Here is a 24,218-nt window from a genome sequence, read left to right as displayed (position 1 = left end):
AAACGGAATAGACGGACCGGCCGTCCGGCTGAGTCTGGGAAGAGGTGCCGGGCGGCGGGCGGAGCATGGCCACCGGACCCATCGAAACACATCTCCACCGTTCCATCAACTGGGAAAACGGCGCCCCCGGACCCCAGGAGGGGCCGCGGGGGCGTTCAGCTAGCTGCGGGAATGGCCTATTTGCTCAATGTGTTCGGCTGAGATCGGAAATCAACCGGTACAAGGCGGGTAGCTGTGCAAACTGGCCGCGCGCCCACCCGAGGCGCTCGGCCTGCGAGATTAAGGATACGGTATGGGAAAGAAACTCGATAAGAAGGCCAAGGCCGCCGTGGCAAAAGCTGCCAAGGGCGTCAAGGTTGCTAAAGTCGACAAGGCCGTCAAAAAGTTCCGCAAACTCGAGGGCAAGCTGTGGACTCGCGAGTACCTGCTCAAGATTGCCGAGTTCGATGGAGCGACGATTGCTCCTGCCAACGGTGCTGCCGCCCGTGCTGACGCCATGGGCACGCTTGCCGGCGAGCATCACAAGCTACTGACCAGCGAGAAGTCTGTCGAACTCGTGCACTCGCTGGCACGCGAGACCGTCGCCGGCGGCAAGATCGACGACCCGCAGCTGCTTGACGAGATCCGCGTGCTCGGCCGCGACCAGCGCGAGGCAAGCGTTATTCCTACCGAGGAGGCCGAGGCCTGGACCAGGCTCACCTGCGAGGCCGATGCCGTGTGGCATAAGGCCAAAGCGGCCAACGACTGGGCGAGCTTTGAGCCCTACGTGGACAAGATCGTCGGCCAGCTTAAGCATCAGGCCGAGCTCATGGACCCCAAGCGCGACCCGTACGACGTGTGGCTCGACCAGTACGAGCGCGGCCTTTCCACCAAGAGCTTCGACGCGTTTTGCGGCGAGGTCAAGGCCACCGTCGTGCCACTCGTGCACGCCATCGGCGAGCGCGGTCAGCAACCCGCTGCCGACTTTTTGCACGCCCATGTGCCCGAGGCTGCCCAGCGCGCCATGAGCTTTGACCTGATGAAGCTTGTGGGCCTGGACCTGGACGACACCACGCTCGCCTTTACCGAGCATCCGTTTAGCGAGGGCTTCTCGGTGGGCGACGCGCGCATCGCCACGCATATCCACGAGGACGATTGCATCTCCAACGTCTACAGCATCATCCACGAGGCCGGCCACGCCATGTACGAGCTGGGCGTGAACCCCGCTTACGCGCGCACCTGTCTTGAGGGCGGAACCTCCATGGGCATCCACGAGAGCCAGAGCCGCTTCTTCGAAAACACCGTTGCTCGCAGCCGCGCCTTTATGGGGCCGCTGCTCGAGGTACTGCGCCGTCACGCGCCCGAGGTCTACGGCAACGTGGACGAGGACGCGCTCTACCGCGCCGTGAACATTGCGCAGCCGTCGCTGATCCGCACCGAAGCCGACGAGCTCACCTATCCGCTGCACGTTATGGTGCGCTACGAGATCGAGCGCATGCTGTTTGCCGGCGAGGCCACGGCCAAGGATATCCCCGCGCTTTGGAACCGCTTTATGGACGAGTACCTGGGCATTCCGGTTCCCGACGACACGCGCGGCTGCCTGCAGGATACGCACTGGAGCGGCGGCTCGTTTGGTTACTTCCCCACGTATGCGCTGGGCAGCGCCTACGACGCCATGTTTGTGCCAGCCATGTGCCGCGACGGCGTCGACCTTACCGGCGCCTGCGCGAGCGGCGACCTGGCACCCGTCCGCGCGTGGCTGGGCGAGCACATTTGGCAGTGGGGCCGCGCCAAGGACGCTCCGGAGCTCATCAAGGGCGCCTGCGGCATGACGTTCGACGCCCGCTACTACTGCAGCTACCTGCAGGACAAGTTCACCACGCTCTACGAGCTGTAGGACATAACCGACACGCCAACGCAAGGGGGGGGGCGCCGCAGAACCAATCCGCGGCGCCCCCTTTCTCCACCTAGTCCGTTAACGTCAATGTTTTGGCACCGTCGAGCCGTTACGCGGTTTGGTAAAACCGCGTAACTACAAGGCCTCCAAGGCACCCGCAATGCGCTTCATAGCGGCGTCGGCGGCTGCTTGGTCGGGTGCCTCGGCCAGCACGCGGATGACTGACTCGGTTCCGCTCTTGCGAACTAGCACGCGACCCTCGCCCGCCAGTGACGCCTCGGCCTCGGCAATCGCGGCCTGCACGCCCATGCTATCCAGCGCGGCGTCCTTGTCCGCCACGCGCACGGCCACCTGCGCCTGCGGCAGCAGCTTGCACGGCGCCGTGAGCTGCGAGAGCGTCTCGCGCTCGGCACGAATCACTTCCATCACGCGCAGCGAAGTCATGATGCCGTCGCCCGTGCGCTCGATATCGCCAAAGATCGTGTGGCCCGTCTGCTCGCCGCCCAGGCTGTAGCCGCCCTCGCGCATCTTGGCGTACACGTGGCGGTCGCCCACACCGCTGGTCACGGCGCTCAGGCCGGCAAGCTCCAGCGACTTGATCAGGCCAAAGTTGCTGGCGATGGTCGGCACCACGGTACCGCCCGAAAGACGACCATGCTTGTTCAGATACACGCCGCACACGTACAGGATCTGGTCGCCGTCAACCACGCGGCCGCGCTCGTCCACGGCCAGGCAGCGGTCGGCATCGCCGTCGTAGGCAAAGCCCACGTCCAGGCCCTGCTCTACAACGTGGCGCTGCAGACGCTCCATGTGCGTCGATCCACAGTCGACGTTAATGTTGAAGCCATCGGGCGCGGCGTTAATTACGCGTACGTCGGCGCCGAGCGCGTCGAACACCGGCTTAGCGACCGAGGACGCCGAGCCGTTGGCGCAGTCGATGCCGATTTTGACGCCCTGTAGCGAAAAGTTGGCGCTTGCGATGAGCGAGGCGATGTAGCGGTTGCGGCCCTGCATGTAGTCCACCGTGGCGCCAATGTGGTTGCCCGTGGCAAGCGGCACCTCGCTCTTGCCATCGATGTAATCTTCGATGAGCTCCAGCACGTTCTCGTCCATCTTAAAGCCGTCGCTGTTGACGAGCTTGATGCCGTTATCGCAAAACGGGTTGTGGCTCGCGCTGATCATGATGCCGCAGTCAAAGCAGCCCTCGACCGTCTGATGCGCCACGCCCGGCGTCGGGATCACGTGCAGCATGTAGGCGTCCGCGCCGCTCGCGACCAAGCCGCTCACCAGCGCCGCCTCGAACATATAGCTCGAACGACGCGTGTCCTTGCCCACGATCACGCGTGCCTTAGCACTGCGATTGGCACCATAATACCAACCCACAAAACGGCCGATCTTATAGGCGTGCTCCACCGTCAGCCCAACGTTGGCCTCGCCGCGAAAGCCGTCGGTGCCAAAGTACTTCATGCGCTCTCCTTATAAAAATGGGGCGAACAGATTATCTGTCCGCCCCCAAAATGGTACTCGATTATCTGGACTACCAGAAAAACCCTACGCCGAAGCGCTGTCGCGAGCCGCTTGGCACGTGGGGGTCTGGCGCAGCGTAAGCGGCTTGTCTCCCACCTCGGCCGACGTGGTCAGCGTATAGGTAATCGTCGTCGTCTCGCCCGCATGCAGGTCAACGGTTCCCGAATAGAAGGGAATGCCATGCCACGTGGCAGCGCCAAGACCAAACTGGGTGCCCTCGACGGTAAGGTCCGAAATGTTGCCACCCGTCGGGGCGAACAGCGAGACATTCAGGCGCTCGTCATCACGCGCGGCATCGGGTGCGCTCGCCGCAACGTAGTCGGGCAGCTTGCCGGCCTCTTCCTGCGTCATGATGTTCGTCAGGGTGACGGTGATGCGATAGGAGCACGTGCCGTCGCCATTCTTGACGCCCTGGCCAATCTGCGTATCGGCGTTGAGGTACCAATCGAGCTTGGAGAAGCTCAGGTTGTTAAAGTAGACACCGGCAACGGGATCCTCGCTCGGGTCGTCCGGATCGGGCAGCGAGGCGTCGATGTTCATTTCCTTGATAGCGTTCTGCTCGTCGTCGTTTTTCATCCACGCGATCAGGCGGCCCTCTTCGGCACCACGCTCAACGGCGCTGACGAGCTTCGTAACATCGACATCACCGATGCCGCCGAGAATCTTGTCGAAGGCGGCGCTGGCAACGGCTGCAAAGATGCCGTCCGACTCCTCGACCGGATAGTTCCAGTACACGTCGTGCATGAGGACTTTGGCCGCATTGGTGCCGTCGACAACCGTGCCGTCGGGCAGCGAGACATTGCCGACAAGGCCCAGCAGATACTGCAGGAACACCGGGTCGATACCGATGACGCCATCAACGTCTTGGCCATACTGAGATTTCCACAGGGCTGCGACACGCTGCGAGTTGCGCGGCCAGTCGGGCGAATAGGTGTTACCCGAGTTGTACAGGTTACTGTGGTTGCCGAACAGCGCCTCGTCCTCTTCGTCGACGCTCTCGACCGCTTCATCCTCGCTCAGTCCAATGCGGGGAACAAAGTCGCCAATCGACATCTGGCCATCGGTAACCGAAATCAGACCCTGCGAGCCGCCAAAGCCGCCGCAAGCACGAATCTCAACGTTGTTCATGGCATACATAAGATAGTTGCGCGTCTGGCCGTTGGCGCCGAGCATCTGGGGAAGGACAGGGGCGACCTTCTCCGCTGCATCGACCGCGCCGCTGAGGGTGGCAAAGCCATCCTTGGCCTTATCGACCAGCTCGGTCACCTGGGAAATATGCGTGTCACCAATGCCCTGGATCTTCTCGTTGGCGCTCTTGAACACCTTCGAGCTGCTGGAAAGCGAATCGGCGACTGCCTGCAGCGCGGACACGTTAATCATCCCGTCCTGGAACAGCTTGCCGGGCGTGGCCTGCGAAAGGTTGTCGGCCATGGGAACCAGCGCGTTGCTCGAGACATCGGACAGGGCATCGATCATGGTACGGGCCGCATTGATGTCGCTGCCGTACACCGGAATAAACGAAGCCGCCGTCCACAGCGGGCTCGAGGTCTCCGCCTTCATGCTATCGCAGAGCTCGTCGATCTTCTTCGCGTCGTCGGGCAGCGTCGAAAAATCGCCCGACGTGACCTTGTCCTTAAGGCCACCGACAACCTCGACAGCTTCCTTCGCTTCGCCCTTTACGGTCTTAGCCGAGTTAAGCAGCATAAAGCCACTTGCGCCAAGCGCAACGAGCAGCACCACGACTACGGCGGCAACAACCGCGCCAACATGGCGCTTCTTGCCCTCACCCTTGCGATGGCGATGACGGACCAGGCCATCCGAGGTCGAGCTCGTCGAAGCGTCGCTGCCATAGTTCAAGCCAAAATCGTAATAATCTTCCTTGGAACCGGAGCCCTTAAACTCGGCACCGTTGTCTTCCAAACGGGCGAACGTGCCGGTCTCGGAGGCACCCGTATAGATCGTGCCAAGGTTGCCCGTAAGCCCCGCGCCACCGGCAGAGGGAGTATTGTTGGCGGCATTGCCGGCATTAATGTTGCCGGCGGCATTCGCGGCGTTGGCAGCGCCTACGTTGTTCGCAGGTGTCGAAGGAGCCCCGCTCGGCTGCGACGTGGGGGTCGCACCGCCCGCAAAGACATTCCCTCTTGCGCGACCGGTCTTTTTAGCCTTCTGAGACTGCTCGTACAGAGCGGTAAACATCGCCGTCTCGCCCGGAGACGTGCGCTTACCGGCGCTGTTCTGACCAGCTCCGCTCGGCATGCCAGCTTTTCCGGCCCCGTTCGAACGCGGCGGAACTGCAGGACGGCCGCTGTCGCTGCCCTTAAAGTGATTACCAGCCATAAAGAAATCCTCGCAATTGAGTCGCAATAGAAAAGTCCATAACACTATTAGTTTATGGCATATTGAGCATCGACAGCTAAACTCCAGACACGGCTATCAATTGGCGAAAATTTGGCGCAACACCTTATCTGTCTTGGCGGCGGCGCCAGCTACACCGTGAGGAACATCATCACGATGATCATGGCAAAGCCGATAAGGTCGGTCGGCAAAAATACCGTGCCCAGCATAACGGCGCTGGTGATGGTCGCCGAGACCGGCTCCACGGTTCCAATGAGGCTTGCACGAACCGAGCCAATGTCCTTAACGCCCTGCATATAGAGCATGTAGGCAAAAAACGAGCCGATAACCACGAACACCGCGAGCGCCTCGATACCGGCAGCGTCGAGCGCCGGCATATGCGCCCAAGGCTGAACCACGGCGCACGAAACGATGCCTGCCGTGAGCATAGCCGAACCCGTGACGATGGGGCTGCCATATTCGGGCAGAATCTTAGCGGGAATCACTGCCATGCAGGTGGCGCTGACCGCACACATGAGGCCCGCGATCAAGCCGAGCGGCGAGATGTTCAGGCTGGTGGGATCACCTCCGGTGGCGATTAAAAACGTGCCGCCAAGGGCCAGGCCAATGCCGATGACCTCGCGCGTGCGCGGCATACGACGATCGGTCACGCAGGTGTAGCCCATGATGATGACCAGTTGCAGGCACTGAAGCACCGTCGCGGTTCCGGCATTGGTCAGGCGCACGGCCGAAAGGTAGCAAAACTGGTTAAACAGCAGGCCAAAAGCGGTAAAAAGCAACAGCTGCCTGCGGTCGGCAGGTGTGGTCCAGAGCTTAACCAGGCGCTCGCGGTCGCGCGTAACAACCACGGCCATAAAGAGCAGCCCGGCGAGAATCTGGCGCACGCTCATAAGCCACAAGGTATCGACGTGGTAGGTATCGAACAGAAAGCTCGCGCTGGTGCCCGAGAAGCCCCAAAACGAACCGCCCACCAGCGTAGCCAAGACGCCCGTGATCATCTTGCGCGACGACGCATCGTTAAGGCGCTCGCGCCAGGCGCGACGGGTGTTACGGCTGAGCTCGTCGGTGCCCTCGGGCACATCAATGTTCGATATATCGGTCATCGGCACCGAAGCCCCTGCGCCTTCGACCTGCTCGACACACTCTTTGCTCATTCCACTCCCCCGAAACAGTCTGGAAGCAATTCGGCTTACCTTACCACGGCGAAGGCACCAGCTGGAGGCTTGTCCGCTTATCGGTAGGACAATTCCGCAGGTGTCTTTCCATAGCTCGATACCGCAATGGCCTTGCATTATGCGACAGCCAAATCGCGGCAGCAGGCTCTTTTGAAATGGATATGACGAAGCCCCCGAATTCCACAATGTAAGCGATTTTTAAAAATGTTCTTGCCACCGAGTTCAGGCTCCGTTATATTATCCCTTGCGCGCTTGCGCACCCTTGATCGGGCGTTTAGCTCAGGGGGAGAGCGCTTCCCTGACACGGAAGAGGTCAGAAGTTCAAATCTTCTAACGCCCACCAAATGTTCGCAGCTCAGAGGCTATGCCCTCTGGGCTGTTTTGTTTTATGTCGCTAAATCCGCCGGCAGTTCCAACCGCCCAACTAGCCAAAAGCCGACCATCTACTTGCCGATCTATCCATCGGCATAACCAATCAGTCCGCACCGCAACTTCTCAGCAAAACGCCGCGATGTCTGCGCCCTGCGGTATCCTTGAGCCACTTGCACCTGCAGCACCAAGGAGCCGCCATGCGCACCGAGCTCGATGTCCCCTTTTCGCACAAAGAAGAAGCCAAGGCGCTGGGCGCCAAATGGGACCGGACCAAGAAGATCTGGTATGTACCCAGCGGCGTCAACCCCGAGCCCTTTGCCGAGTGGCTGCCCGGTGTTGACCGATCCGACCCCTCAGCGCCGTATATATATCTAGTACTGGGCAAGCGCGAGTGCTGGAAGTGTCACAAAGAGACCTCGGTCGCGGCCTTCGGCATTCCCTATCGAGCCGATAACGACGAGAGCATCGTCATCGCGCACGCGCCCAACGAAGCCGGGCACATTGCCATCGACACGGCCAACGCCAACGCACTCGCCATCGTGCCCGCTCTTGGCTGCGTGCCAGGCGAGATCCGCGACTACCTTCATAAGCGCTGCGGCTACAAGCCCGTAGGCGCGCGAGCCTCCAAAGCCCCGTCGCTCGGCAACACGTGCACCAGTTGCGACGCGCTGCAAGGCAGCCGCTATCTGTTCGAGGAGCCCTCGTCCCCATTTGCCCTCACTGCCATCAACAAGCTGCCGGCACTGGAGTTTGTGCGCGTCGAAGTTGCCGGCGTCTTTGGCGTCCCGGCCGCGCGTACCGACTTTGACCAGGCGCTCTTTACCTGGGCACGCGACCATCACGCCGAGTTCCACAGGCAACTCGGTGAGGGGATTTATTTGTAGAGACGGAGAAGCCTTCACAGCCAGCTCCTCCGCATCACCTATCCCTCGTCGCCGGCGTCATACACGATATCGAGGCCACAAACAGGGCATTTCTCCGGATACACCGGCATATGAACGCCTGTCCGTTTTCTCACTTCGTCGCTGAGTCTGTCGCGCGCATCGATGAACCGAATGTCGAGACACGGTATTTGCGAGCCGCAGCAAGGGCAGGTGACGACAAACGACCCGCAATCAACCTCTACGCTCGGAAACATATTGTTGTCTATAAGGGCACACGGCAGTTTTCCGTACTTCCCCATCGCAATATCGCCTCGCCAGCTCATACACGCTCCCCTCTCGCTATACAAAACAGGAAGAGCATGCACCGGCGGGCGGGCGCGAGATTGCATCGCCACGCGATCCGATCAAACAACACGATCGTCAAAGAATGCCAAAGCCAAATACGCTAATACGGCAGAAGCCCCGCCTTTTCACGCTTCTTTTCCGAGCGATCGAACTCAATGCGATGGGCCTCAAGAAACACCGTATTGGGTCGCCACTGACGCTCATTCGGCTGCCTTAGCGTCGCACCCGCAAAGGAAGCGTAGCCGGTCTTATCCAGCAGGTACGATCCGCACAGCCGATATTCGTCGCAAACAGGCTCAAACGAAATCAGGTGAGCATCAAATAGGGAATGAAGATCGCGCCGAAGTAGAATGCCATTGCTGGCAACCTGCGATTTGGGTCCCGAGTAATTCTCGATATGTGCAGCCTCCAGAGCTTCGCTGACGCCGCAGTCCGACACCGCGCAACGTCCGTCATAGGCGGCAACGAGCTGCTTGCGGAACCATTGCTGCCCCAATCGCTCGCGCCTTAACGCATAGCGGACCTTTTCGTCGTCGGTCGCACCCTGTCCGGCAAACTCAATATCGACGGGCATGTGCTTCAGATAACTCATGTCGGGTGCAAAACGAGGGTCCGGTCCGCCTTTATGAACAGGACCGTGCAGAACAAACCATCCGTTTTCGGGCTCGAACCGCTCAACAAACGCAAGGCCGAGCACCTTATAGCCCACCTCGGTTGCAAATATGACTCCGACCGGAACGCCACATTCCATGCAGTTGAGCATTTTACGGTTGTAATTCTGGTCTCGAAAACCAACGGTACCCGGCGCTTGAACCGAGTACTTAATGACCCACGTACCATCGTCCAAATAGAGCGGAGGCACATCGTTGATGCTCTCGGTTTGCCGCTGGCGCGTTTGTACCCCGCTGCCCCACTTCCCTGTATACTGATGTAGCACGTGTTTCATCCGGGCTTGTTGGGCCGGATTGTTCATGGGAGGTTCTTGTGGCTGTTTCGAATCCGCCTAAGGGAAGCGTTTCTTCTTCGTCCATCAAGCCGGTTACGCGCAAGGCCGTGCGTTGCCAGCGCGAGGTCGCTTGGCTTGTCACGCAGGCAGCGGGCAGGCTTGTGGCGACCACTCAGGACGTCAATGCGCCTACGCCGAGCTTTGTGCTGGCAGTGGCGCTGGATCGAGTACGCCAGCTGGAACTCGCCGCACAAGAAGACGGCAACCATCTTGGCTACCAGGACGCTATGGCGCCCGACCTGCAAACGTTCTGCCACATGGCCAAGTTGCCCGCCGCGCCCAATGCGCTTTCGGACGCAGGCTACATGTTTACGCTTTCGGGCGCGGACCTTATCCGCGACATCTATGCATACTGCAGCGAGCTCGCCGAGCGCCACGTCTTTGGCACGGCCGAAGTCAAACCGGGAAATGCCATCAAGCTGGTTCTTAGGCTGTTCTTGATAGACGGGTTCGGGGCCATGCCGGCGTAAGCCGAGTCTTTAGCATCACCGTCGACTGGACAACAACCGCTTTACCTTAATGGACGCCAATTGAGGGTCGATTATTGGGTCGCCTCGTCCACTAACGCATCTATCCCACGCGCTCCGACAGTCGATACTTGCGGTTGCGGCTCGTCGCCGGCGCCGTGGGCTCAAGCTCGCCTTGAGCAATGAGCGCGTTGACGCGCGACCTAACCTGGGAAATTGTGAGCCCTGTGTGCTCTGCCAGCTCACGCGTCCCCAGCTCGCCGTAGCGTTTGAGTGCCGCCACAATTAAGTCCCCGCCATGATCGATTTGCTCAACCTTCGCTCGGTAGAGGACAACCTTAAACCGGTCGAAACCGGGGCAAAACAATGGCTCGGCCAGACCTTGCGCACGCATGGCATCGAGCATCATTGGAATGCCCGACCCGTTACCCTCGGCAGGCGAGCCCGCGCCGTCGAGCAATGGGACAAGCGACATGAGCTTCACAAGCGTCGCATTGCGACATCGGGAGCTGCCGTCAAACAGGTTCTCGCGAGTCTTTCCTCCGTATAGGCCGCCGGGGTTCGTCACCTCGATACGGTCATCAAAGACGTCAACAGCGATCGACTGCCCACAGAACCGATCTCCGTATTCTCGGTGGATTACGGCGTTGGCGATTGCCTCGCGCAGGACCTCCTCGGGAATCTCCAGCGAGTCGACACGCGAGACGCCTTGGATCGTCGAGGTTCGCCGCAAATTCTTAGCGACTGCCGCGACGGCATCCGAGATCATTTCGCCCAACGTTCCCTCGCAGATCGTACGGTCCATGAACCTCAACGACCCCGCCGCGCCCTTCTGCGTTCCGGCATAGACCGCCACATCGATAAAGAGCTTGGGATAGAACTGCTGAGGATAGGCACCCGCGGCCAGGAGCCCGGCCTTAGTAACATTGCCCTGGGAGTCGAGGAAATTCAGGCGCTCCAGCTTCGTTTTCTTGTCCGGCGCGCCGCGCATTGCACGGGGTGTCAGCGAGAAAGCACGCTCTATCGTGCGGTCGACCAGGGCCTCGTCAAGATCGCCTGCGACCGCGCCGGGTACTGCATCGCGATCACTGGGGCTCGTCCGTTCATACGATGACAAGGACAGGACCTCAGTCGACGAAAGCGGGACATCTTTGTCATCGATGCGTTTGTAGCTGCCGCCTTGAGCGCCCCGCTCTATGACATAACAAGGCTTGCTCGACGGGTCGAGCTCCTCAATCGCGATGACCAGAACCACGGTGCCCTGAAGCTCCACGCGTTCAATGGTGTATTTGGGCGGATTGGCCAGTTTTCCGCGGCCGCCGGCATCACCCATGCCCGCTACGAATTGGTTGAGCACCTTCTCGGTCTCAAAGTTCTCGACCGGGATAAAGCCCGCGCGCTCGCTCACGCCGAGCACGATAATTCCGCCAGCGGTATTCGCGAATGCACTAACCGTTTCCCATACGTCGCGGGAAAGCGTCGTGGCGCTCTCCTTGACCTCGACGTTAAGATCGTCCGAGCCCATGCGCCTTAAAGACTCGAGCAGACCGGTCAGCTCGTTTTCGTTCATCTGCACGTCCTTTCGCTCGGCCCGGCGGAGAATGCCGCGAATAGATTTCCTTCGTCTCTCAGTTATCTCTCGTAATTATCTCTCATCTTTCTGCTATCTCTCATATTAGAGATAAGTGAGAGATGAAAGAAAAGATGTCTGTCATCTGTTTCATTTAAACATGTTTTTACTGGTAGAACAATCAGTATTGAGACAATACCATGATTGCTTGTCTCTTTGCTGCTCAGTTATCTCTCATATTTATCTCTCGTCTTTCAGTTATCTCTCATATTAGTGATGAATGAGAGATGAGAGATACGTGAGTAATGAACGAGCGTGGATTTTTGGACGGTCGGAAAATCCCTCAAACAAAAAAACGGGGCCGGCCTTACGCCGAGCCCCGTTTTCAAACGGTCAGTTAGTTATCCAACGCACGAGCATAGCAGTCAACATTACGCCGCCGCGAACACTCCCAAACCTGTTCCGATGATGCAGATCGCGAAGATGCCAATAATAATCCAAATGGTCTTGACACCCTTTTTATAGAGGGCAACGCAAGCGAACGTTGCCAGCAAGGGCAGCAGACCGGGGAAGATCGAATCGAACAGATCCTGCAGGACAATCTCCGAACCACCCACATCAAAGGTCAAAGCTGTAGACAGCGAGACCTGTGCCGCAATCATTGCGCCAATGACGGTCATTCCGAGAACGCCGGCAGCATGCGTCATGCGAGACATAAGGTTGTTCTCTTCGGACTGCTGCAGGAACTTGGTTCCCAGGTCGTATCCCAGATGGGCGGCGACGATACGCGTTGCAAAGTTAATCACGGAGTAGATGAGCGCGTACACGATGGGGCCGAGCGGGTTGCCCGTCGACGCGATGCCAATACCAATGCCGGCGGCGACCACGCGGAACGTACCCCAGTAGAACGAATCGCCGATGCCGGAAAGCGGTCCCATGAGGCCGACCTTCATGGCGTTAATCGAGGACGTGTCGAAGTTCTTATCGGCAGCCGCCTGCTCTTCCATCGAAACCGTTAGGCCGGCTACAAACGGAAGCACATGAGGCGTGATGTTAAAGAACTCGGTATGGCGATCAAGCGCCGCATAGTAATCGTCGTCGTTGGGATAGATCTTTCGCAGGGGCTTCTGAATGGTGCACATGAAGCCCATTGCCATCATCTTGTCGTACGACTGCGAGCACTGGCTCGTAAACTGGCGAAGGAACATGCTCCGATACATATCGGGAGTCATAATCGCGTCCTTCTTGGCCTCTTTGAGATCGGTGTTCTGGGTAGCCATTAGAAGTCCTCCTCTTCATCCTCGGCAACCGCCTGCGGACCGGCCGAGCCCTCGCGGAAGGCCAGGAGCAGCGCGACGCAGATAGCGGCAGCGGCAACACCGACAACGTCCATCTTGAGGTAGATGACCATAATGAATCCCAGGAACAGCCAGGGAAGAAGCTTGTTGTCGCCCATGGTCCTAATAAGAAGAGCGAAGCCGATGCAGACCATGACGCCGGACGCAACGTTGAGGCCGTCCATCACAAACTGCGGAATAGCGTTAAGCGCATTGTTGATGAGGTCGGCACCAAAGAACAGCGAGCAAAACACCAGCAGTGCAGACGGAATGCCAATCGACAGCGGCACGATGGTCAGATGGTACAGATTCGCCTTGGCAAGATCACGATTTGCCAGAGCGGTCTCAATCTTCTTGCAGGCAAAGGCACCCGGAACGGCGTAGCAGAAGTTGCGCCACACCTGAAGGAAGACGGAGACGGGAAGGGCGAGTGCGACGGCAGTTGCCGTGCCCGTACCCGTAATGACGGCAAACGCGCAGCCAAGCACGCCGGAGGCATAGACCTCGGGAGGAACCGCCGCGCCGACCATGATGGCGCCCATGAACATGGACTCCAAAGCAGCGCCGACGATAACGCCCTGCTGGACATCGCCAAGGATCAAGCCGACAAACAGGCTCGTAAACAGCGGACGACCAAGCATCGTAATGCCAAATAATTGCTCGTCCATGGACGCAATAAATGCGACCAGTGCAACTAGAAGATACTGGACAACCATTTCGATCAACCCCAGAAACAGGTCTGCAGGCGAGGCATTCTGCGCAGCTCGCCTGCAGACTACCGCAGCAATTTGAGAGGATTAGTAGTTCATCTGGTGATAGTAACGACGCGTGGTGAGCGGGTGGTTACGGACGTGCTCGAGATGGCAGCTCAGGCGCTCGGTGATGGTGTAGGTGACCATCGGGGAGACGATCTTACGGAACTCGGGGTCGCTGAACGGCAGCTCGACCTCGGCGGTGTCGAACTTGTTCACGCGGACATGGACGCCCTTCTCGTCGGCGAGCATGTGAGTGAAGTTGTCCACGCGGTCCATGAGCTTACGGGTGTCGTCCTCGCCGTAGAGCATGATGAGGCTCGTGCCCTCCTCGCACAGCTCGATGGTGCCGTGGAAGAACTCGGCGGCGTGGATGGACTTGGTCTTGATCCACTGCATCTCCTCGAGGATGCACATAGCGTAGTCGTAGGCCTCACCCCAGAGCATGCCGGAGCCGATCACCATGTGGTAGTCGGTGTCCTTGAAGTCCTCGGCCATGGCGGCGCAGCGCTCGTCCTGAGCGTCCTTGGCCTTGATGAGGTACGGAGCGATGTTGCCGAACTCCTCCATGAAGGTGTCGTACTTGGGGAAGGCGCCGGCGTTCTTGAGGAAGCGGGCGACCAGCGTGATCTGGTAGGTGTAGATGGCCTCGCACAGAACGTCGTCCTCGGCGAAGCTGAAGAACTTGTAATCGGCGTACTCGGTGGCCGGGGTGTTGTCGTTGGAGACGTACATCAGCGTGCGGGCGCCCTGCTCCTGGCAGAACTTGGCGGCCTCGATGATCTCGGGGGTGGTGCCGGTACGGGTGGAGAAGACGCAGACCGAGTCCTTGTTGAAGGTCTTGGGCGGGCATGCGAGGAACTCAGCGGCAATCTCGCAGTGGACGTCGACGTCGGCCGTGGTGGTCTCGACCCAATACTTCATCGGGAGCGTGTGGGCCCAGGTGCCACCGCAGCCGATGAAGAAGATGTTGGAATAACCCTGCTCGCAGACCTTGTCCACGGCAGCCTCAATCTGAGGACGGAGAGCGAGGGCATCGCTCACAACCTTCTCGTAACGAGGCTCATCGAAATTGAACATCCCTTACTCCTAACTCACTTGGATGAACCCTTCATTCATCCCATGACGTTATAATACTTTATATAACTAACTATGCAAGAGCTATTTCAGATTTTTTTTGATTTTTCTTTAATAAAAAACCCGCCGATTAAATGATCGACGGGCTTAAGAAAGGAGGACCTGGTTAATAAATGCTAGACAATGGCATGTTTCCAGCTAGAAAACGTCCTTGGCAAATACCTTTGAGTCATTGGGGACCTGACGGATTTCGATAACCACGCCATCGTTCACAAGCTCTTGGATATGCTCGGCATCGGTTTCGGTCGCAAAGATCGCGGGGGTCGGATGAAGCGTGGTCTCGGGAGACTTTCGGGTTCCGCCCAAATTGATCTCCTTGATGTCTTTGCAACCCTTAGCAAGGCGATAGGCATCCTCGATCGTCTCGACAATGATAAACAGCGAATACTTGTCGGTAACGCCGCTGTTGAGCGCCTCGATGGCCGCGTTTACGTCTTTTATGACGAGCTTCACGCCGTTGGGGCGGGCGAGCCTCAAAGCGGCTTTTCTCATGTCGTCTTTTGCCACGGCATCGCTGGCACACAGGATGCAATCGACATCCAGCGCATGCGTCCAAGACATGGCGACCTGGCCGTGAATCAATCGGTAATCAACTCTCGTAAGCTTAATCATCGTAATCATCTCCGCACGTAATAAAGGTAATGACAGGTGTGGCCCTTAGCTAGGGCTCGAACCAGAACTAACTAGAACTCTTCTTCTTCGACATCGGCAAGCATGTCCGCCGCCTCACAAAGCATGATAAACGAACGTGATCCCTCGACCGTAGCTTTGGCCTTGTCCGCATCCAGGGAGTCCAGCTGTGTAGCCATTTCCACCAGCAGCGGCAAGTTCATTCCGGTGATCAACGTAAACGATCCGGCGGTCTGCCTCTGAATGAATTCGTTGTTTACAGAGCCGCCAAAGATGTCAGTCACGACAAACCAAGAGTCGGCAGGGTCCTTCGACTCCATCCAAGCATCGATAAGCGCTGCGACATCCCTCGTGTCGTCATCGACATAGGCGCACAGACACTCGATTCGGTCGTTGGCGCCCATCAGGATCTCGAGAGAGCTCTTCATACCTTGGGCGAGATAACCATGACTCGCTAGCAATATCTTATTCATAGTTCTCCAATATCAATAAGACGTACTATATTGTCATAACAAAGTATATTAGCAATCTACCCTACGCGGTGTGTCTATTTTCCAAATCCGCGAACGGTAGCAATTGGTCGGTAAATTGACCAATCTATCTCTAATTTACAAATAGAACTTCAGTCGCTCGGTGCAGTACACCTGACGGGAGATGAAAAGCGGCTCGCCGCTTGGAGCATAACGTCTATCGACAAACAGAAGCAGCGGAGAGTCCAGCTCCACGTTAAGGTATGCCGCCTCGAGCTCGCTCGCATAGCAGACCTCAAGCGTACGCGTGTTGGGGCCCATCTTGATCCCCTGGCGATCGAGTACCGCCATCAGCGAATCCTCGAGGGATTCATGCTCCAAAAAAGAAAGCACAGCGGAATAGCTATTGGTTTCCAGCATCGTGGGCTTGTCATCCACAAGGCGCAGACGACGACTACGCAATACCTTTTGGGTATCGTCTACGCCCAGGAACTTCGCGTCTCGCAGGCTTGGGAAGTCCCAGCCCATTGCGAGAACCCTGGTAGACGCCTGTTTTCCCGCAAGCTGGCACGAATGGGTAAAGCTCTCACGGTCGTCCGCGGCATACATCTGTGTGTCCGACGAAACGAATGTGCCCTTGCCGCGGGCCCTCTCAACAAGCCCAGCATCTTCCATTTCTTTAATTGCGGAGCGAACCGTTATTCGGCTCACGCCAAATTGCGCGATGAGCTCCGCCTCGGTCGGGAGCTTATCTCCCGGGCGGTACGTGTCGTTGGCGATCGAATCAGTAAGCGCACGGACAATCTGTTTGTACAGGGGGACAACGCTATTTGCTTCAACCATATCAACCATACCTTTGCAAGGAATCAGCAGTTTATAGATAGATGACTTATATTGTATTAGAATTTTTTAGGAGTCCATATATTTCCTAAATGATTCGGTAAACGGGGTGTTATTTCACTTTAGCGGGGTGCAGCGGCTACCCGCGGTATTCGTTATCAACCTAGCTAGGCTAGTCCACCCACATCGTCTTCAGTTCGCTGCAGAGCCGCGGCCCCATATGGGTATACTCTCGGAGATTCGACTCGATTCGCCCCCACTGGGGCGTCAAAGGAGACTGCACATGCCCACCACCTCAACCGACCCGCGCGCCACCGCCGCCGCGCTGCTGGTGCCCGGCACCACCTGCCACGGCTTTGCCGTCGAGCGCTGCGAGACCGTGCCCGAGCTCGACTCGGACGCCTACGTGCTGCGCCACACTGCCTCGGGCGCTCGCCTGCTGTACCTGGCGTGCGACGACGAAAACAAGGCCTTTGCCATTGGCTTTAAGACGCCGCCGGCCGATTCCACCGGCGTGTTCCATATTCTTGAGCACTCGGTGCTGTGCGGATCGGCTAAGTTCCCCGTCAAGGAGCCGTTTGTCGACCTGATCAAGAGCTCCATGCAGACGTTCCTCAACGCCATGACCTACCCCGACAAGACCATCTACCCCGTTGCCACCACCAACGAGCAGGATCTGTACAACCTGATGGACGTGTACCTGGACGCGGTGTTCAACCCGGCCATCTACACTAAGCCCACCATTTTTGAGCAGGAGGGCTGGCACTACGAGCTGGACCTGCCGGAGGGCGCCGAGGGCGAGGGCGACGGCGGCTCCGCGAGCCTGCGCGAGGGCACGCTGCGTTATAACGGCGTGGTGTTCAACGAGATGAAGGGCGCGCTGTCCGATCCCATGAGCGTGCTGGACGACGCCGTCAACGCCGCACTCTATCCCGACACCGCCTATGCGCACGAGAGTGGCGGCGACCCGCGCGCGATTCCCGCGCTCACCTACGAGCAGTTCCTGGACACGCACGCGCGCCACTACAATCCTTCCAACTCTTATATAACGCTCTACGGCGACCTGGACGTGGACCGCGCGCTGGCCTTTTTGGACGAGCGCTATCTGTCGCGGCCGAGTGCCGCGAGCCGCCGCATGGATGCTACCGTTGCCGCCGGCGAGGACCCGTCCGCGCTGGCGCCCAATCCGCTGGACGTGCAGGAGCCTGTGACCTGCGATTATAAGCGCGTCGAGATGGCCACCACGCCCGAAAACGCCCTGGTTGGCCTGGGCCTGGTGCTGGGCAGTGCGCTCGACCGCAAGCGCACGATCGCGGCGGATATCCTGTTTGAAGCACTGCTGGGCTCCAACGAAGCGCCGGTTAAGAAGGCCATTCTGTCCGCCGGCCTGGGCGGCAACGTGGTGAGCTACACGGCGGCCGAGAGCCTGCAGCCCTACGAGCTCATCATGCTGCAAAACGCGCAGCCCGGCGTGGCGCGCGAGCTGCGCCGCGTGTTCCAGGACGCCTGCCGCGACTTATGCGAACATGGCGTTCCGCGCGAGCGCCTGGAAGCCATCATCAGCAGCAACGAGTACGACCTGCGCCAGCGCGACTATGGCATCGCCGACGGCGTGGCCATTGCGTGCGACGCGCTGAGCACGTGGCTCTACGATGACGACGCCGCGACACTGGCGCTCAAGTATGGCCCGGTGTACGAGGAGCTGCGCGGCGAGCTGGACGGCAGCTACTTTGAGGATCTGCTGCGCGAGCTGGTGCTGGAGAACGACCACATGGCACTGGTCGAGCTGGTGCCGGTGGACGCCGCCGAGGGTTCGGAGAGCGCCGAGGCCGCCGAGCTGGCAGCCAAGCGCGACGCCATGACCGATGCCGAGCTGGCCGACGTGGTCGAGCGCACGGCCGCGCTGCGTGCCGCGCAGGAGGCCGAAGACACGCCCGAGGCCAAGGCCACGCTGCCGCGCCTGCGCGTGTCCGACATTGGCGAGGCGCGCCCCGAGCCGCCGCTGGTCGTGGACACGACCGCGCCCATCCCCTGCCTGCGCCACGGCATCCCCACCAACCGTCTGGCCTACGCCATGCAGTATTTCGACCTGAGCTGCGTCGCGTTTGAAGACCTGCCCTATGTGACGCTGCTCTGCCGCCTGCTCAAGCAGCTGCCCACGCGCGAGCATTCGGCCGAGGAACTCGACAACCTACTCGCCGGCAAGCTGGGCTTTTTGAGCTTTACAACCGAGGTCATGACGCAGCCCGACGTGGACGGCGTGCGCCCCTACCTGCTGGTGAGCGCCGGCGCCCTGTCCGAAAAGATCGATGCGCTGGCGAGCCTGCCGCGCGAGGTGTGGTCGAGCACGCTTTTGCTCGATGCCGACGCCGACCGCGTGCGCGATGTGCTCACGCAGATTCGCATTGGGCTTGAGCAGGGCTTTATCAACAACGGCCACTCGGCGGCGCTCGGCCGCGCGATGAGCTACAGCTCGCCTTCGGCCGTGGTGCGCGAACAGCTTTCGGGCGTGGATTTCTACCTGTTCCTGCGCGATCTGCTCGAGCACTTTGACGAGCGACTGGACGACCTGCGTGCCAAGCTTGCCGAGCTGGCGGAGCGCATCTTTGTGGCCGACGGCTGCCTGGCAAGCTTTACCGGCAGCGATGAGGACTTTAACGCATACTGGGCCGCCGCGGGTAACCTGGGGCTGGGCGCTGGCGACGGCACCGATGCCGGCCGCGACGCGCTCGTGGTGCCAACGCCGCGCGACCGCCACGAGGCTTTTGTCATCCCCAGCGACATCTGCTTTGCGGCAAGCGCGTGCGACCCGCGTCGCCTGGGCATTGACGTGACGGGCGCCTGGGCGGTTGCCGCCAACGCACTCTCCTACGACTACCTGTGGAACGAGATCCGCGTGAAGGGCGGCGCGTACGGCTGCGGATTCCGCGCAGCCGGCGAGCGTCAGGCGGCGTTCTACACCTACCGCGACCCGGCAATCGACCCCTCGATTGAGCGCGTGGAGCGCGCGGGTGCATGGCTTAGCAGCTTTGAGCCCGACGAGGCCGCCTTTGAGGGCTTTATCGTGAGCTGTGTGAGCGGCATGGACGCGCCGGTGAAGCCGTACGCACTCACCAAGCGCCGCAACACGACCTACCTGGCCGGGCTCGATCCGCATGCGCGCGAGGAGCGTCGCGCCCAGATGCTCGCCGCCACGCCCGGTGAGCTGCGCTCGCTCGGCGCCGACGTGACGCGCATCGCAGCCGTCTCACCCACCTGTGTCTTTGGCGGCCGAGACGTCATCGCCAAGAGCAACGCCGGCTTTAACGTCATCGACCTGCTGGGCTAGCCACAGCAAGCAAAACCACCACAAAGGGGACAGGCACCTTTGTGGCGGTTCGAACACTTGTTCTATACGTACATGTGTTCTATAGTATGGGTGATTGCTTCGGGATTAAATTGCAACTATAATATAGTTGCGGGATGTGAGGCAGGATGGCTCGGATCGACAAACTCATCGCCCAGCTGCTTAGCTGTCCTTCAACGTATAGATTTGCTGACTTTCTTAAAGTTATGGCTTCATATGGCTTTGAAATGGACAACAAAGGCAGGACATCCGGATCGCGCATTCGCTTCTACAGGCCATCGGACGGCAGAATGTTCGTGATGCACGCACCCCATCCATCTGACGAATTGACGGCGGGAACCATCCGAAACATCGTTCGATTTCTACAAGATGTCGGAGGCAGCCATGAGTAACGTTTTGGCTTACAAGGGTTATTTCGCCCCGGTCGAGTTCGATGCCGAACAGCACGTGCTGACAGGTATGGTCGCCGGCATTAGGGACGCAATTGTATTTGAAGGCTCCACGGTTGAAGAAGTGGAGCGATGCTTCCACGACGCCGTCGACGATTACCTTGAGTTTTGTGCCGAAAAGGGCAAGGAACCCGAGCGGGCTTTTAAGGGCTCGTTCAACGTAAGAACGGGCTCTGAGCTCCACAAGCAAGCAGCGCTGGCAGCGGCAAAGAAGGGTGAGTCACTCAATAAGTTTGTGACTGAAGCGATCGCTGCGGCGCTGTGAAGCCAACGTCGAGTCGAAGCCGCCACACAGGGCGCCTTTGTGGCGGCTTCGACGTTTGCCCAGATAAAACCTGCCAAAATAAACCTGTCCCTTTTTGGTAGGTTTGGGAGAGAGGGCCGGGATGGACAAGGCTGAGTTGCGACGGGCGGTGATTGCTCGGCGCGATGCTCTTGATTTGGATGTGCGGGCGGCAAAGTCTGCCGTTATCTGTGCGCGGCTGGTTGAGCTGTCGGATCGCTTGGATGCCGCGGTGTCGCGCACCGTTGCCGTCTATGCCGCCATGGGTTCCGAGGTCGACCCAGCCGCGTTTGCCGCCGCGGCCGTCGCGCGTGGCTGGCGCGTGGCCTATCCGTGCATGCTCTCGGCAACAGACGCCATGGCTTGTGACCAGCGCATGTGCATGCGGGCAGTCTCTGCTTGCAATGCGTCCGAGGCCCCGTTTATCGCCCACCCTACGCGGGCCTTCGCAGCCACGGACGTCGACAGCGTCCGCTTCCCCATCGTGCCCGCCGCCGAGCTCGACATGGTTGTCGTGCCACTCGTGGCTTTCGGCCGCACCGACGCGCGCCTGGGCTACGGCGGAGGCTGCTACGACCGCTACCTGCCCACAGTTGCACCTGAATGCCAAATCGTCGGCATCGCCTTTGACGAACAGCGCGTCGACCACGTTCCCACTGACGCCCACGATCTGCCGCTGCCCAACATCGTCAGCGCCTAGCCGCCGCTGTATCGCACCCGCAAGATGAGCGTGGAAAATCTCCCACTTTGACCCCCTACGAGCTAAAAACGGGAGATTATCCACGCTCATTCAACAAGCGTCCGAAAATCCACGCTCGTCCGTCCGATTTTCCACGCTTGTGCAGCCAAACGCTCTGCAACTGCCTCAGCACGCACGCGGCACGCCGGCGACCTTGAGCTTGCGATCGAACTTTGTCGGATCCCTTAGATCATCCCAGCACAAGCGCACGATCTTGCAGTTATCAAGCAGCGAAAGCCTCGACTCGCGCTGGCGCTCATCGAACTGCGTCTTCGCGAGCTTGCCCTCCTCCGCCGCCTTCTCGCTTTTAACAAATCCGTCGAACTCCCCGATAATCAGCCGGTCGCCCACGCGCCACAAGTAGTCGACGCGATACGGTCGTCCCGGCTCAACCGGGTCGAACAGCTCAACTTGCAACTCCGGCGTCTGCCAGCCGCGCTCGATCATCAGGGCACGCGCCTTGGACTCGCCGCCGCTTTCCGACAGCCCATCGGCACATCGTGCAACCCTGCGCGCCGTCACAACACCGCGACGATTCAGGCCAAGCTTGTCGACAGTCTCAACGAGATGCTCCTTCGACAAAAGTTGCTCATGGAGCGCCGAATCCGCGATGATCAGTCCCTCGACAAACGATGCATCGACCAAGCAATCCGTAATCGTTTGATCGATATCGGTTACGGCGATATCCATCTGGGTGGCACGTGTTTGACGAGCATAGCGATGACGAATGACCTGAGAGCCCGGCGTCGTCGATTGGGCCAGCATCGCGGCGATATGGATGTGCGTCAAATTGGCATGCGAAACCGAAAGGCCATAGATAACAGCCGCCGTATAGGAGCAAAATGTCCAGTCGGGGTGCTTTTGCGCAAGCGCCCGCACCCGATGCAGATAACGCTGCCGAAACTTGAGCTCGGACCAGTATTCCGGACGCGCATACAGCCCCGGCATGACCGCTTCGAGACTTCCCGCCTCCGCCCGCCGCTGAATCTGCTTTGCCTCCGCCGCCGTGCGCGCGTACACGCAGCTCATCTGCTGTTCGCATGCTTTAATGTGACTTGCAAGCCTTTGATTCGCCGTCATGTTTCCCATGTCGCCTCCCAAATCTTGGAACGGCGCAAACGTACCAGACGGTTTCATGCGAAGTCTGACCAAATACCGTCCAGGCGCTGACCAAATGCTTGACGGTTTTGGACGTTTTAGGCTGATGGCTTATATCTGCAGGTAGGGCGGTTGTCGAGAGGTCCCTGTCTCCACATTTTGAGGCCTTGGTCCATCGGATTATCAGAAAGAAAAACCCGTCGAGATTCAAGACTACGCCAAATGCGACTTTGCCTCTGCACGCACCGTCGCTTAGCCGAGCCATCGGCATCTACATGCCTAAAAAATGAGCGTGGATAATCTCCCGTTTTGAGCCTAGTTTCAAGCCAAAAGTGGGAGATTATCCACGCTCGATTTGTAAATGTCCGAAAATCCACGCTCGTCCGTCCGGATATCCACGCTCGTCACGCCGCCGGCACAGCAGCAGCCGTAGCCTAGTGCTCCTCGCCGGCGCGGGCCAGGTCGTAGGGCGTGGTCTGGTAGACGTAGTAGTTGAGCCAGTTGGTGTAGAACAGCTGAGCCTGACTGCGCCAGACGTTGCGCGGCTCGGCGGTGGGGTCGTCGTTCGGGAAGTAATGCGCCGGCACCTGGGGGTTGAGCCCGCGCTTCACGTCGCGCTCGTACTCCAGGCGCAGCGTGTCGGTATCGTACTCGGGATGGCCAAAGACAAAGAAGCGACGGCTGTCGGTCGACTTGACGATGTACAGGCCCACCTCGTCGGACACGGCCACGACTTCAAGCTGCGGCTCGGCCTCCACGTCCTCGCGGCGCACATCGGTGTTGCGCGAATGCACGGCATAGAAACGGTCGTCAAAGCCGCGAACCAGCGGGCTTTGCGGCTTCACCAGATAATGCTCGAACACGCCGCTCGCCTTTGCCGGCAGATCGTACTTCTGGATACCGTAATGATGGTAGAGCCCCGCCTGCGCGCCCCAACAAATGTGCAGCGTAGAGTGCACGTGCGTGGTGGACCAGTCCATGATCTGGCAGAGCTCGGGCCAGTAGTCGACCTCCTCGAACGGCATCTGCTCCACCGGCGCGCCCGTGATGATCAAGCCGTCGTAGTGGATGTCGCGGATGTCGTCGAACGTGCGATAGAACGTCTCCAGGTGGCCGGCACTCACGTGCGTGGCCTCGTGCGTTTTGGTGCGCAGCAGGTCCACCTCCACCTGCAGCGGCGTGTTGGAGAGCTTGCGCATGATTTGCGTCTCGGTGGCGATCTTGGTGGGCATGAGGTTGAGGATGAGCACGCGCAGCGGGCGGATGTCCTGGTGCAGCGCGCGGTACTCGGTCATGACAAAGATGTTCTCGCTCTCGAGCTGCGCGGCGGCAGGGAGGGCGTCGGGAATGCGAATGGGCATGGATGCTCCTTACGAGTCAGTTGCAGCTATGGTACAACGAGCAGCCCTATCCGCGCGAGCACATCGCCCAGCGATGCCGTCAGCGGCCCAAATCACTCCAAAAGTAGAGATTAAGGCATGTCCCAAAAATCTACGGCGCTTTAGTCTAGCAAAGTGACGGCAGGACGCTACAATGGTTCGACGCAAAAAACTCGGCCGG

20 protein-coding genes and 1 tRNA gene are annotated in these 24,218 nt (G+C 59.3%); 8 read left to right on the top strand and 13 right to left on the bottom strand.

Translation table 11 applies throughout. The features are described 5' to 3' along the window. Positions 1-292: 292 nt before the first annotated feature. On the top strand, positions 293-1,876 hold the full coding sequence (locus KSY82_RS04570) for a carboxypeptidase M32 (RefSeq protein WP_217750363.1): 1,584 nt from the start codon (positions 293-295) through the stop codon (positions 1,874-1,876). A 135-nt stretch (positions 1,877-2,011) separates the two neighbouring features. On the opposite strand, the gene glmM is transcribed toward KSY82_RS04570, so the two are convergent. The 3 genes from glmM to KSY82_RS04555 form a co-directional block, all read right to left on the bottom strand. Continuing rightward, entirely contained in the window at positions 2,012-3,343 is a 1,332-nt protein-coding gene (glmM, locus tag KSY82_RS04565) for a phosphoglucosamine mutase (RefSeq protein ID WP_217750362.1), read from the bottom strand. 84 nt (positions 3,344-3,427) lie between these two features. After that, on the bottom strand, positions 3,428-5,740 hold the full coding sequence (locus tag KSY82_RS04560) for a DUF4012 domain-containing protein (RefSeq protein WP_217750361.1): 2,313 nt from the start codon (positions 5,738-5,740) through the stop codon (positions 3,428-3,430). Positions 5,741-5,889: 149 nt separating this feature from the next. Then, the gene (locus tag KSY82_RS04555; RefSeq protein ID WP_217750360.1) at positions 5,890-6,912 is read right to left on the bottom strand and encodes a DMT family transporter; all 1,023 of its coding nucleotides are present in this window, start codon (positions 6,910-6,912) and stop codon (positions 5,890-5,892) included. 289 nt (positions 6,913-7,201) lie between these two features. Between KSY82_RS04555 and KSY82_RS04550 the strand changes: the two genes are divergently transcribed. Both KSY82_RS04550 and KSY82_RS04545 read left to right on the top strand, forming a co-directional pair. Next, a tRNA-Val gene (locus tag KSY82_RS04550) sits at positions 7,202-7,276 on the top strand. Positions 7,277-7,502: 226 nt separating this feature from the next. Beyond that, positions 7,503-8,189, top strand: a complete 687-nt coding sequence (locus KSY82_RS04545; protein ID WP_217750359.1) for a DUF5710 domain-containing protein — start codon at positions 7,503-7,505, stop codon at positions 8,187-8,189. Between the two features lie 445 nt (positions 8,190-8,634). On the opposite strand, the gene KSY82_RS04540 is transcribed toward KSY82_RS04545, so the two are convergent. Continuing rightward, the gene (locus KSY82_RS04540; RefSeq protein ID WP_217750358.1) at positions 8,635-9,507 is read right to left on the bottom strand and encodes an HNH endonuclease; all 873 of its coding nucleotides are present in this window, start codon (positions 9,505-9,507) and stop codon (positions 8,635-8,637) included. An 11-nt stretch (positions 9,508-9,518) separates the two neighbouring features. Between KSY82_RS04540 and KSY82_RS04535 the strand changes: the two genes are divergently transcribed. After that, complete coding sequence (locus tag KSY82_RS04535) at positions 9,519-10,010, top strand: hypothetical protein (RefSeq protein ID WP_217750357.1); 492 nt, start codon at positions 9,519-9,521, stop codon at positions 10,008-10,010. Between the two features lie 100 nt (positions 10,011-10,110). Here the strand turns inward: KSY82_RS04535 and KSY82_RS04530 are convergent, their stop codons facing one another. The 7 genes from KSY82_RS04530 to KSY82_RS04500 form a co-directional block, all read right to left on the bottom strand. Then, on the bottom strand, positions 10,111-11,577 hold the full coding sequence (locus KSY82_RS04530) for an ATP-binding protein (protein ID WP_217750356.1): 1,467 nt from the start codon (positions 11,575-11,577) through the stop codon (positions 10,111-10,113). A gap of 431 nt (positions 11,578-12,008) precedes the next feature. Next, positions 12,009-12,857, bottom strand: a complete 849-nt coding sequence (locus KSY82_RS04525) for a PTS system mannose/fructose/sorbose family transporter subunit IID (RefSeq protein WP_217750355.1) — start codon at positions 12,855-12,857, stop codon at positions 12,009-12,011. Next, on the bottom strand, positions 12,857-13,630 hold the full coding sequence (locus KSY82_RS04520; RefSeq protein ID WP_022094038.1) for a PTS mannose/fructose/sorbose/N-acetylgalactosamine transporter subunit IIC: 774 nt from the start codon (positions 13,628-13,630) through the stop codon (positions 12,857-12,859). The genes KSY82_RS04525 and KSY82_RS04520 overlap by 1 nt, the downstream gene beginning before the upstream one ends. 81 nt (positions 13,631-13,711) lie before the next feature. Then, positions 13,712-14,746, bottom strand: a complete 1,035-nt coding sequence (locus KSY82_RS04515; protein ID WP_022094037.1) for an SIS domain-containing protein — start codon at positions 14,744-14,746, stop codon at positions 13,712-13,714. Between the two features lie 195 nt (positions 14,747-14,941). Further along, on the bottom strand, positions 14,942-15,415 hold the full coding sequence (locus KSY82_RS04510; RefSeq protein ID WP_138339750.1) for a PTS sugar transporter subunit IIB: 474 nt from the start codon (positions 15,413-15,415) through the stop codon (positions 14,942-14,944). Positions 15,416-15,486: 71 nt separating this feature from the next. After that, positions 15,487-15,906, bottom strand: a complete 420-nt coding sequence (locus KSY82_RS04505) for a PTS sugar transporter subunit IIA (protein WP_217750354.1) — start codon at positions 15,904-15,906, stop codon at positions 15,487-15,489. A 135-nt stretch (positions 15,907-16,041) separates the two neighbouring features. After that, the gene (locus KSY82_RS04500) at positions 16,042-16,746 is read right to left on the bottom strand and encodes a GntR family transcriptional regulator (RefSeq protein WP_217750353.1); all 705 of its coding nucleotides are present in this window, start codon (positions 16,744-16,746) and stop codon (positions 16,042-16,044) included. A gap of 280 nt (positions 16,747-17,026) precedes the next feature. Here KSY82_RS04500 and KSY82_RS04495 point away from each other — a divergent pair, with 280 nt between their 5' ends. The 4 genes from KSY82_RS04495 (at position 17,027) to KSY82_RS04480 (ending at position 21,521) form a co-directional block, all read left to right on the top strand. Beyond that, positions 17,027-20,071 carry an insulinase family protein gene (locus tag KSY82_RS04495; RefSeq protein WP_217750352.1) on the top strand — a complete coding sequence of 1,015 codons (3,045 nt, stop codon included), beginning with the start codon at positions 17,027-17,029 and terminating at the stop codon, positions 20,069-20,071. A gap of 146 nt (positions 20,072-20,217) precedes the next feature. Then, on the top strand, positions 20,218-20,481 hold the full coding sequence (locus KSY82_RS10530; protein ID WP_217750351.1) for a type II toxin-antitoxin system HicA family toxin: 264 nt from the start codon (positions 20,218-20,220) through the stop codon (positions 20,479-20,481). Then, positions 20,474-20,803: a type II toxin-antitoxin system HicB family antitoxin gene (locus tag KSY82_RS04485; protein WP_217750350.1), complete on the top strand. Its 330-nt coding sequence runs from the start codon at positions 20,474-20,476 to the stop codon at positions 20,801-20,803. The genes KSY82_RS10530 and KSY82_RS04485 overlap by 8 nt, the downstream gene beginning before the upstream one ends. Positions 20,804-20,924: 121 nt before the next feature. Then, positions 20,925-21,521: a 5-formyltetrahydrofolate cyclo-ligase gene (locus tag KSY82_RS04480; RefSeq protein ID WP_217750349.1), complete on the top strand. Its 597-nt coding sequence runs from the start codon at positions 20,925-20,927 to the stop codon at positions 21,519-21,521. Positions 21,522-21,686: 165 nt separating this feature from the next. Here the strand turns inward: KSY82_RS04480 and KSY82_RS04475 are convergent, their stop codons facing one another. Together KSY82_RS04475 and metA are read right to left on the bottom strand one after the other, a co-directional pair. Continuing rightward, the gene (locus KSY82_RS04475) at positions 21,687-22,649 is read right to left on the bottom strand and encodes a hypothetical protein (protein WP_217750348.1); all 963 of its coding nucleotides are present in this window, start codon (positions 22,647-22,649) and stop codon (positions 21,687-21,689) included. Positions 22,650-23,092: 443 nt separating this feature from the next. After that, positions 23,093-24,019 carry a homoserine O-acetyltransferase MetA gene (metA, locus tag KSY82_RS04470; RefSeq protein ID WP_117583845.1) on the bottom strand — a complete coding sequence of 309 codons (927 nt, stop codon included), beginning with the start codon at positions 24,017-24,019 and terminating at the stop codon, positions 23,093-23,095. Positions 24,020-24,218: the final 199 nt, after the last annotated feature.

Origin of the sequence: Collinsella aerofaciens (genome assembly GCF_019131995.1) — a bacterium.
Classification (GTDB): Bacteria; Actinomycetota; Coriobacteriia; order Coriobacteriales; family Coriobacteriaceae; genus Collinsella; species Collinsella aerofaciens_S.
This window is presented reverse-complemented; position numbering and strand designations above follow the sequence as displayed.

Coding starts and splice junctions, on each gene's coding strand:
- glmM (WP_217750362.1), bottom strand. CDS start 3,343: ATGAAGTACTTTGGCACCGACGGCTTTCGCGGCGAGGCCAACGTTGGG.
- KSY82_RS04510 (WP_138339750.1), bottom strand. CDS start 15,415: ATGATTAAGCTTACGAGAGTTGATTACCGATTGATTCACGGCCAGGTC.
- metA (WP_117583845.1), bottom strand. CDS start 24,019: ATGCCCATTCGCATTCCCGACGCCCTCCCTGCCGCCGCGCAGCTCGAG.
- KSY82_RS04570 (WP_217750363.1), top strand. CDS start 293: ATGGGAAAGAAACTCGATAAGAAGGCCAAGGCCGCCGTGGCAAAAGCT.
- KSY82_RS04525 (WP_217750355.1), bottom strand. CDS start 12,857: ATGGCTACCCAGAACACCGATCTCAAAGAGGCCAAGAAGGACGCGATT.
- KSY82_RS04475 (WP_217750348.1), bottom strand. CDS start 22,649: ATGGGAAACATGACGGCGAATCAAAGGCTTGCAAGTCACATTAAAGCA.
- KSY82_RS04500 (WP_217750353.1), bottom strand. CDS start 16,746: ATGGTTGAAGCAAATAGCGTTGTCCCCCTGTACAAACAGATTGTCCGT.
- KSY82_RS04540 (WP_217750358.1), bottom strand. CDS start 9,507: ATGAACAATCCGGCCCAACAAGCCCGGATGAAACACGTGCTACATCAG.
- KSY82_RS10530 (WP_217750351.1), top strand. CDS start 20,218: ATGGCTCGGATCGACAAACTCATCGCCCAGCTGCTTAGCTGTCCTTCA.
- KSY82_RS04520 (WP_022094038.1), bottom strand. CDS start 13,630: ATGGTTGTCCAGTATCTTCTAGTTGCACTGGTCGCATTTATTGCGTCC.
- KSY82_RS04480 (WP_217750349.1), top strand. CDS start 20,925: ATGGACAAGGCTGAGTTGCGACGGGCGGTGATTGCTCGGCGCGATGCT.
- KSY82_RS04495 (WP_217750352.1), top strand. CDS start 17,027: ATGCCCACCACCTCAACCGACCCGCGCGCCACCGCCGCCGCGCTGCTG.
- KSY82_RS04485 (WP_217750350.1), top strand. CDS start 20,474: ATGAGTAACGTTTTGGCTTACAAGGGTTATTTCGCCCCGGTCGAGTTC.
- KSY82_RS04545 (WP_217750359.1), top strand. CDS start 7,503: ATGCGCACCGAGCTCGATGTCCCCTTTTCGCACAAAGAAGAAGCCAAG.
- KSY82_RS04505 (WP_217750354.1), bottom strand. CDS start 15,906: ATGAATAAGATATTGCTAGCGAGTCATGGTTATCTCGCCCAAGGTATG.
- KSY82_RS04515 (WP_022094037.1), bottom strand. CDS start 14,746: ATGTTCAATTTCGATGAGCCTCGTTACGAGAAGGTTGTGAGCGATGCC.
- KSY82_RS04560 (WP_217750361.1), bottom strand. CDS start 5,740: ATGGCTGGTAATCACTTTAAGGGCAGCGACAGCGGCCGTCCTGCAGTT.
- KSY82_RS04530 (WP_217750356.1), bottom strand. CDS start 11,577: ATGAACGAAAACGAGCTGACCGGTCTGCTCGAGTCTTTAAGGCGCATG.
- KSY82_RS04555 (WP_217750360.1), bottom strand. CDS start 6,912: ATGAGCAAAGAGTGTGTCGAGCAGGTCGAAGGCGCAGGGGCTTCGGTG.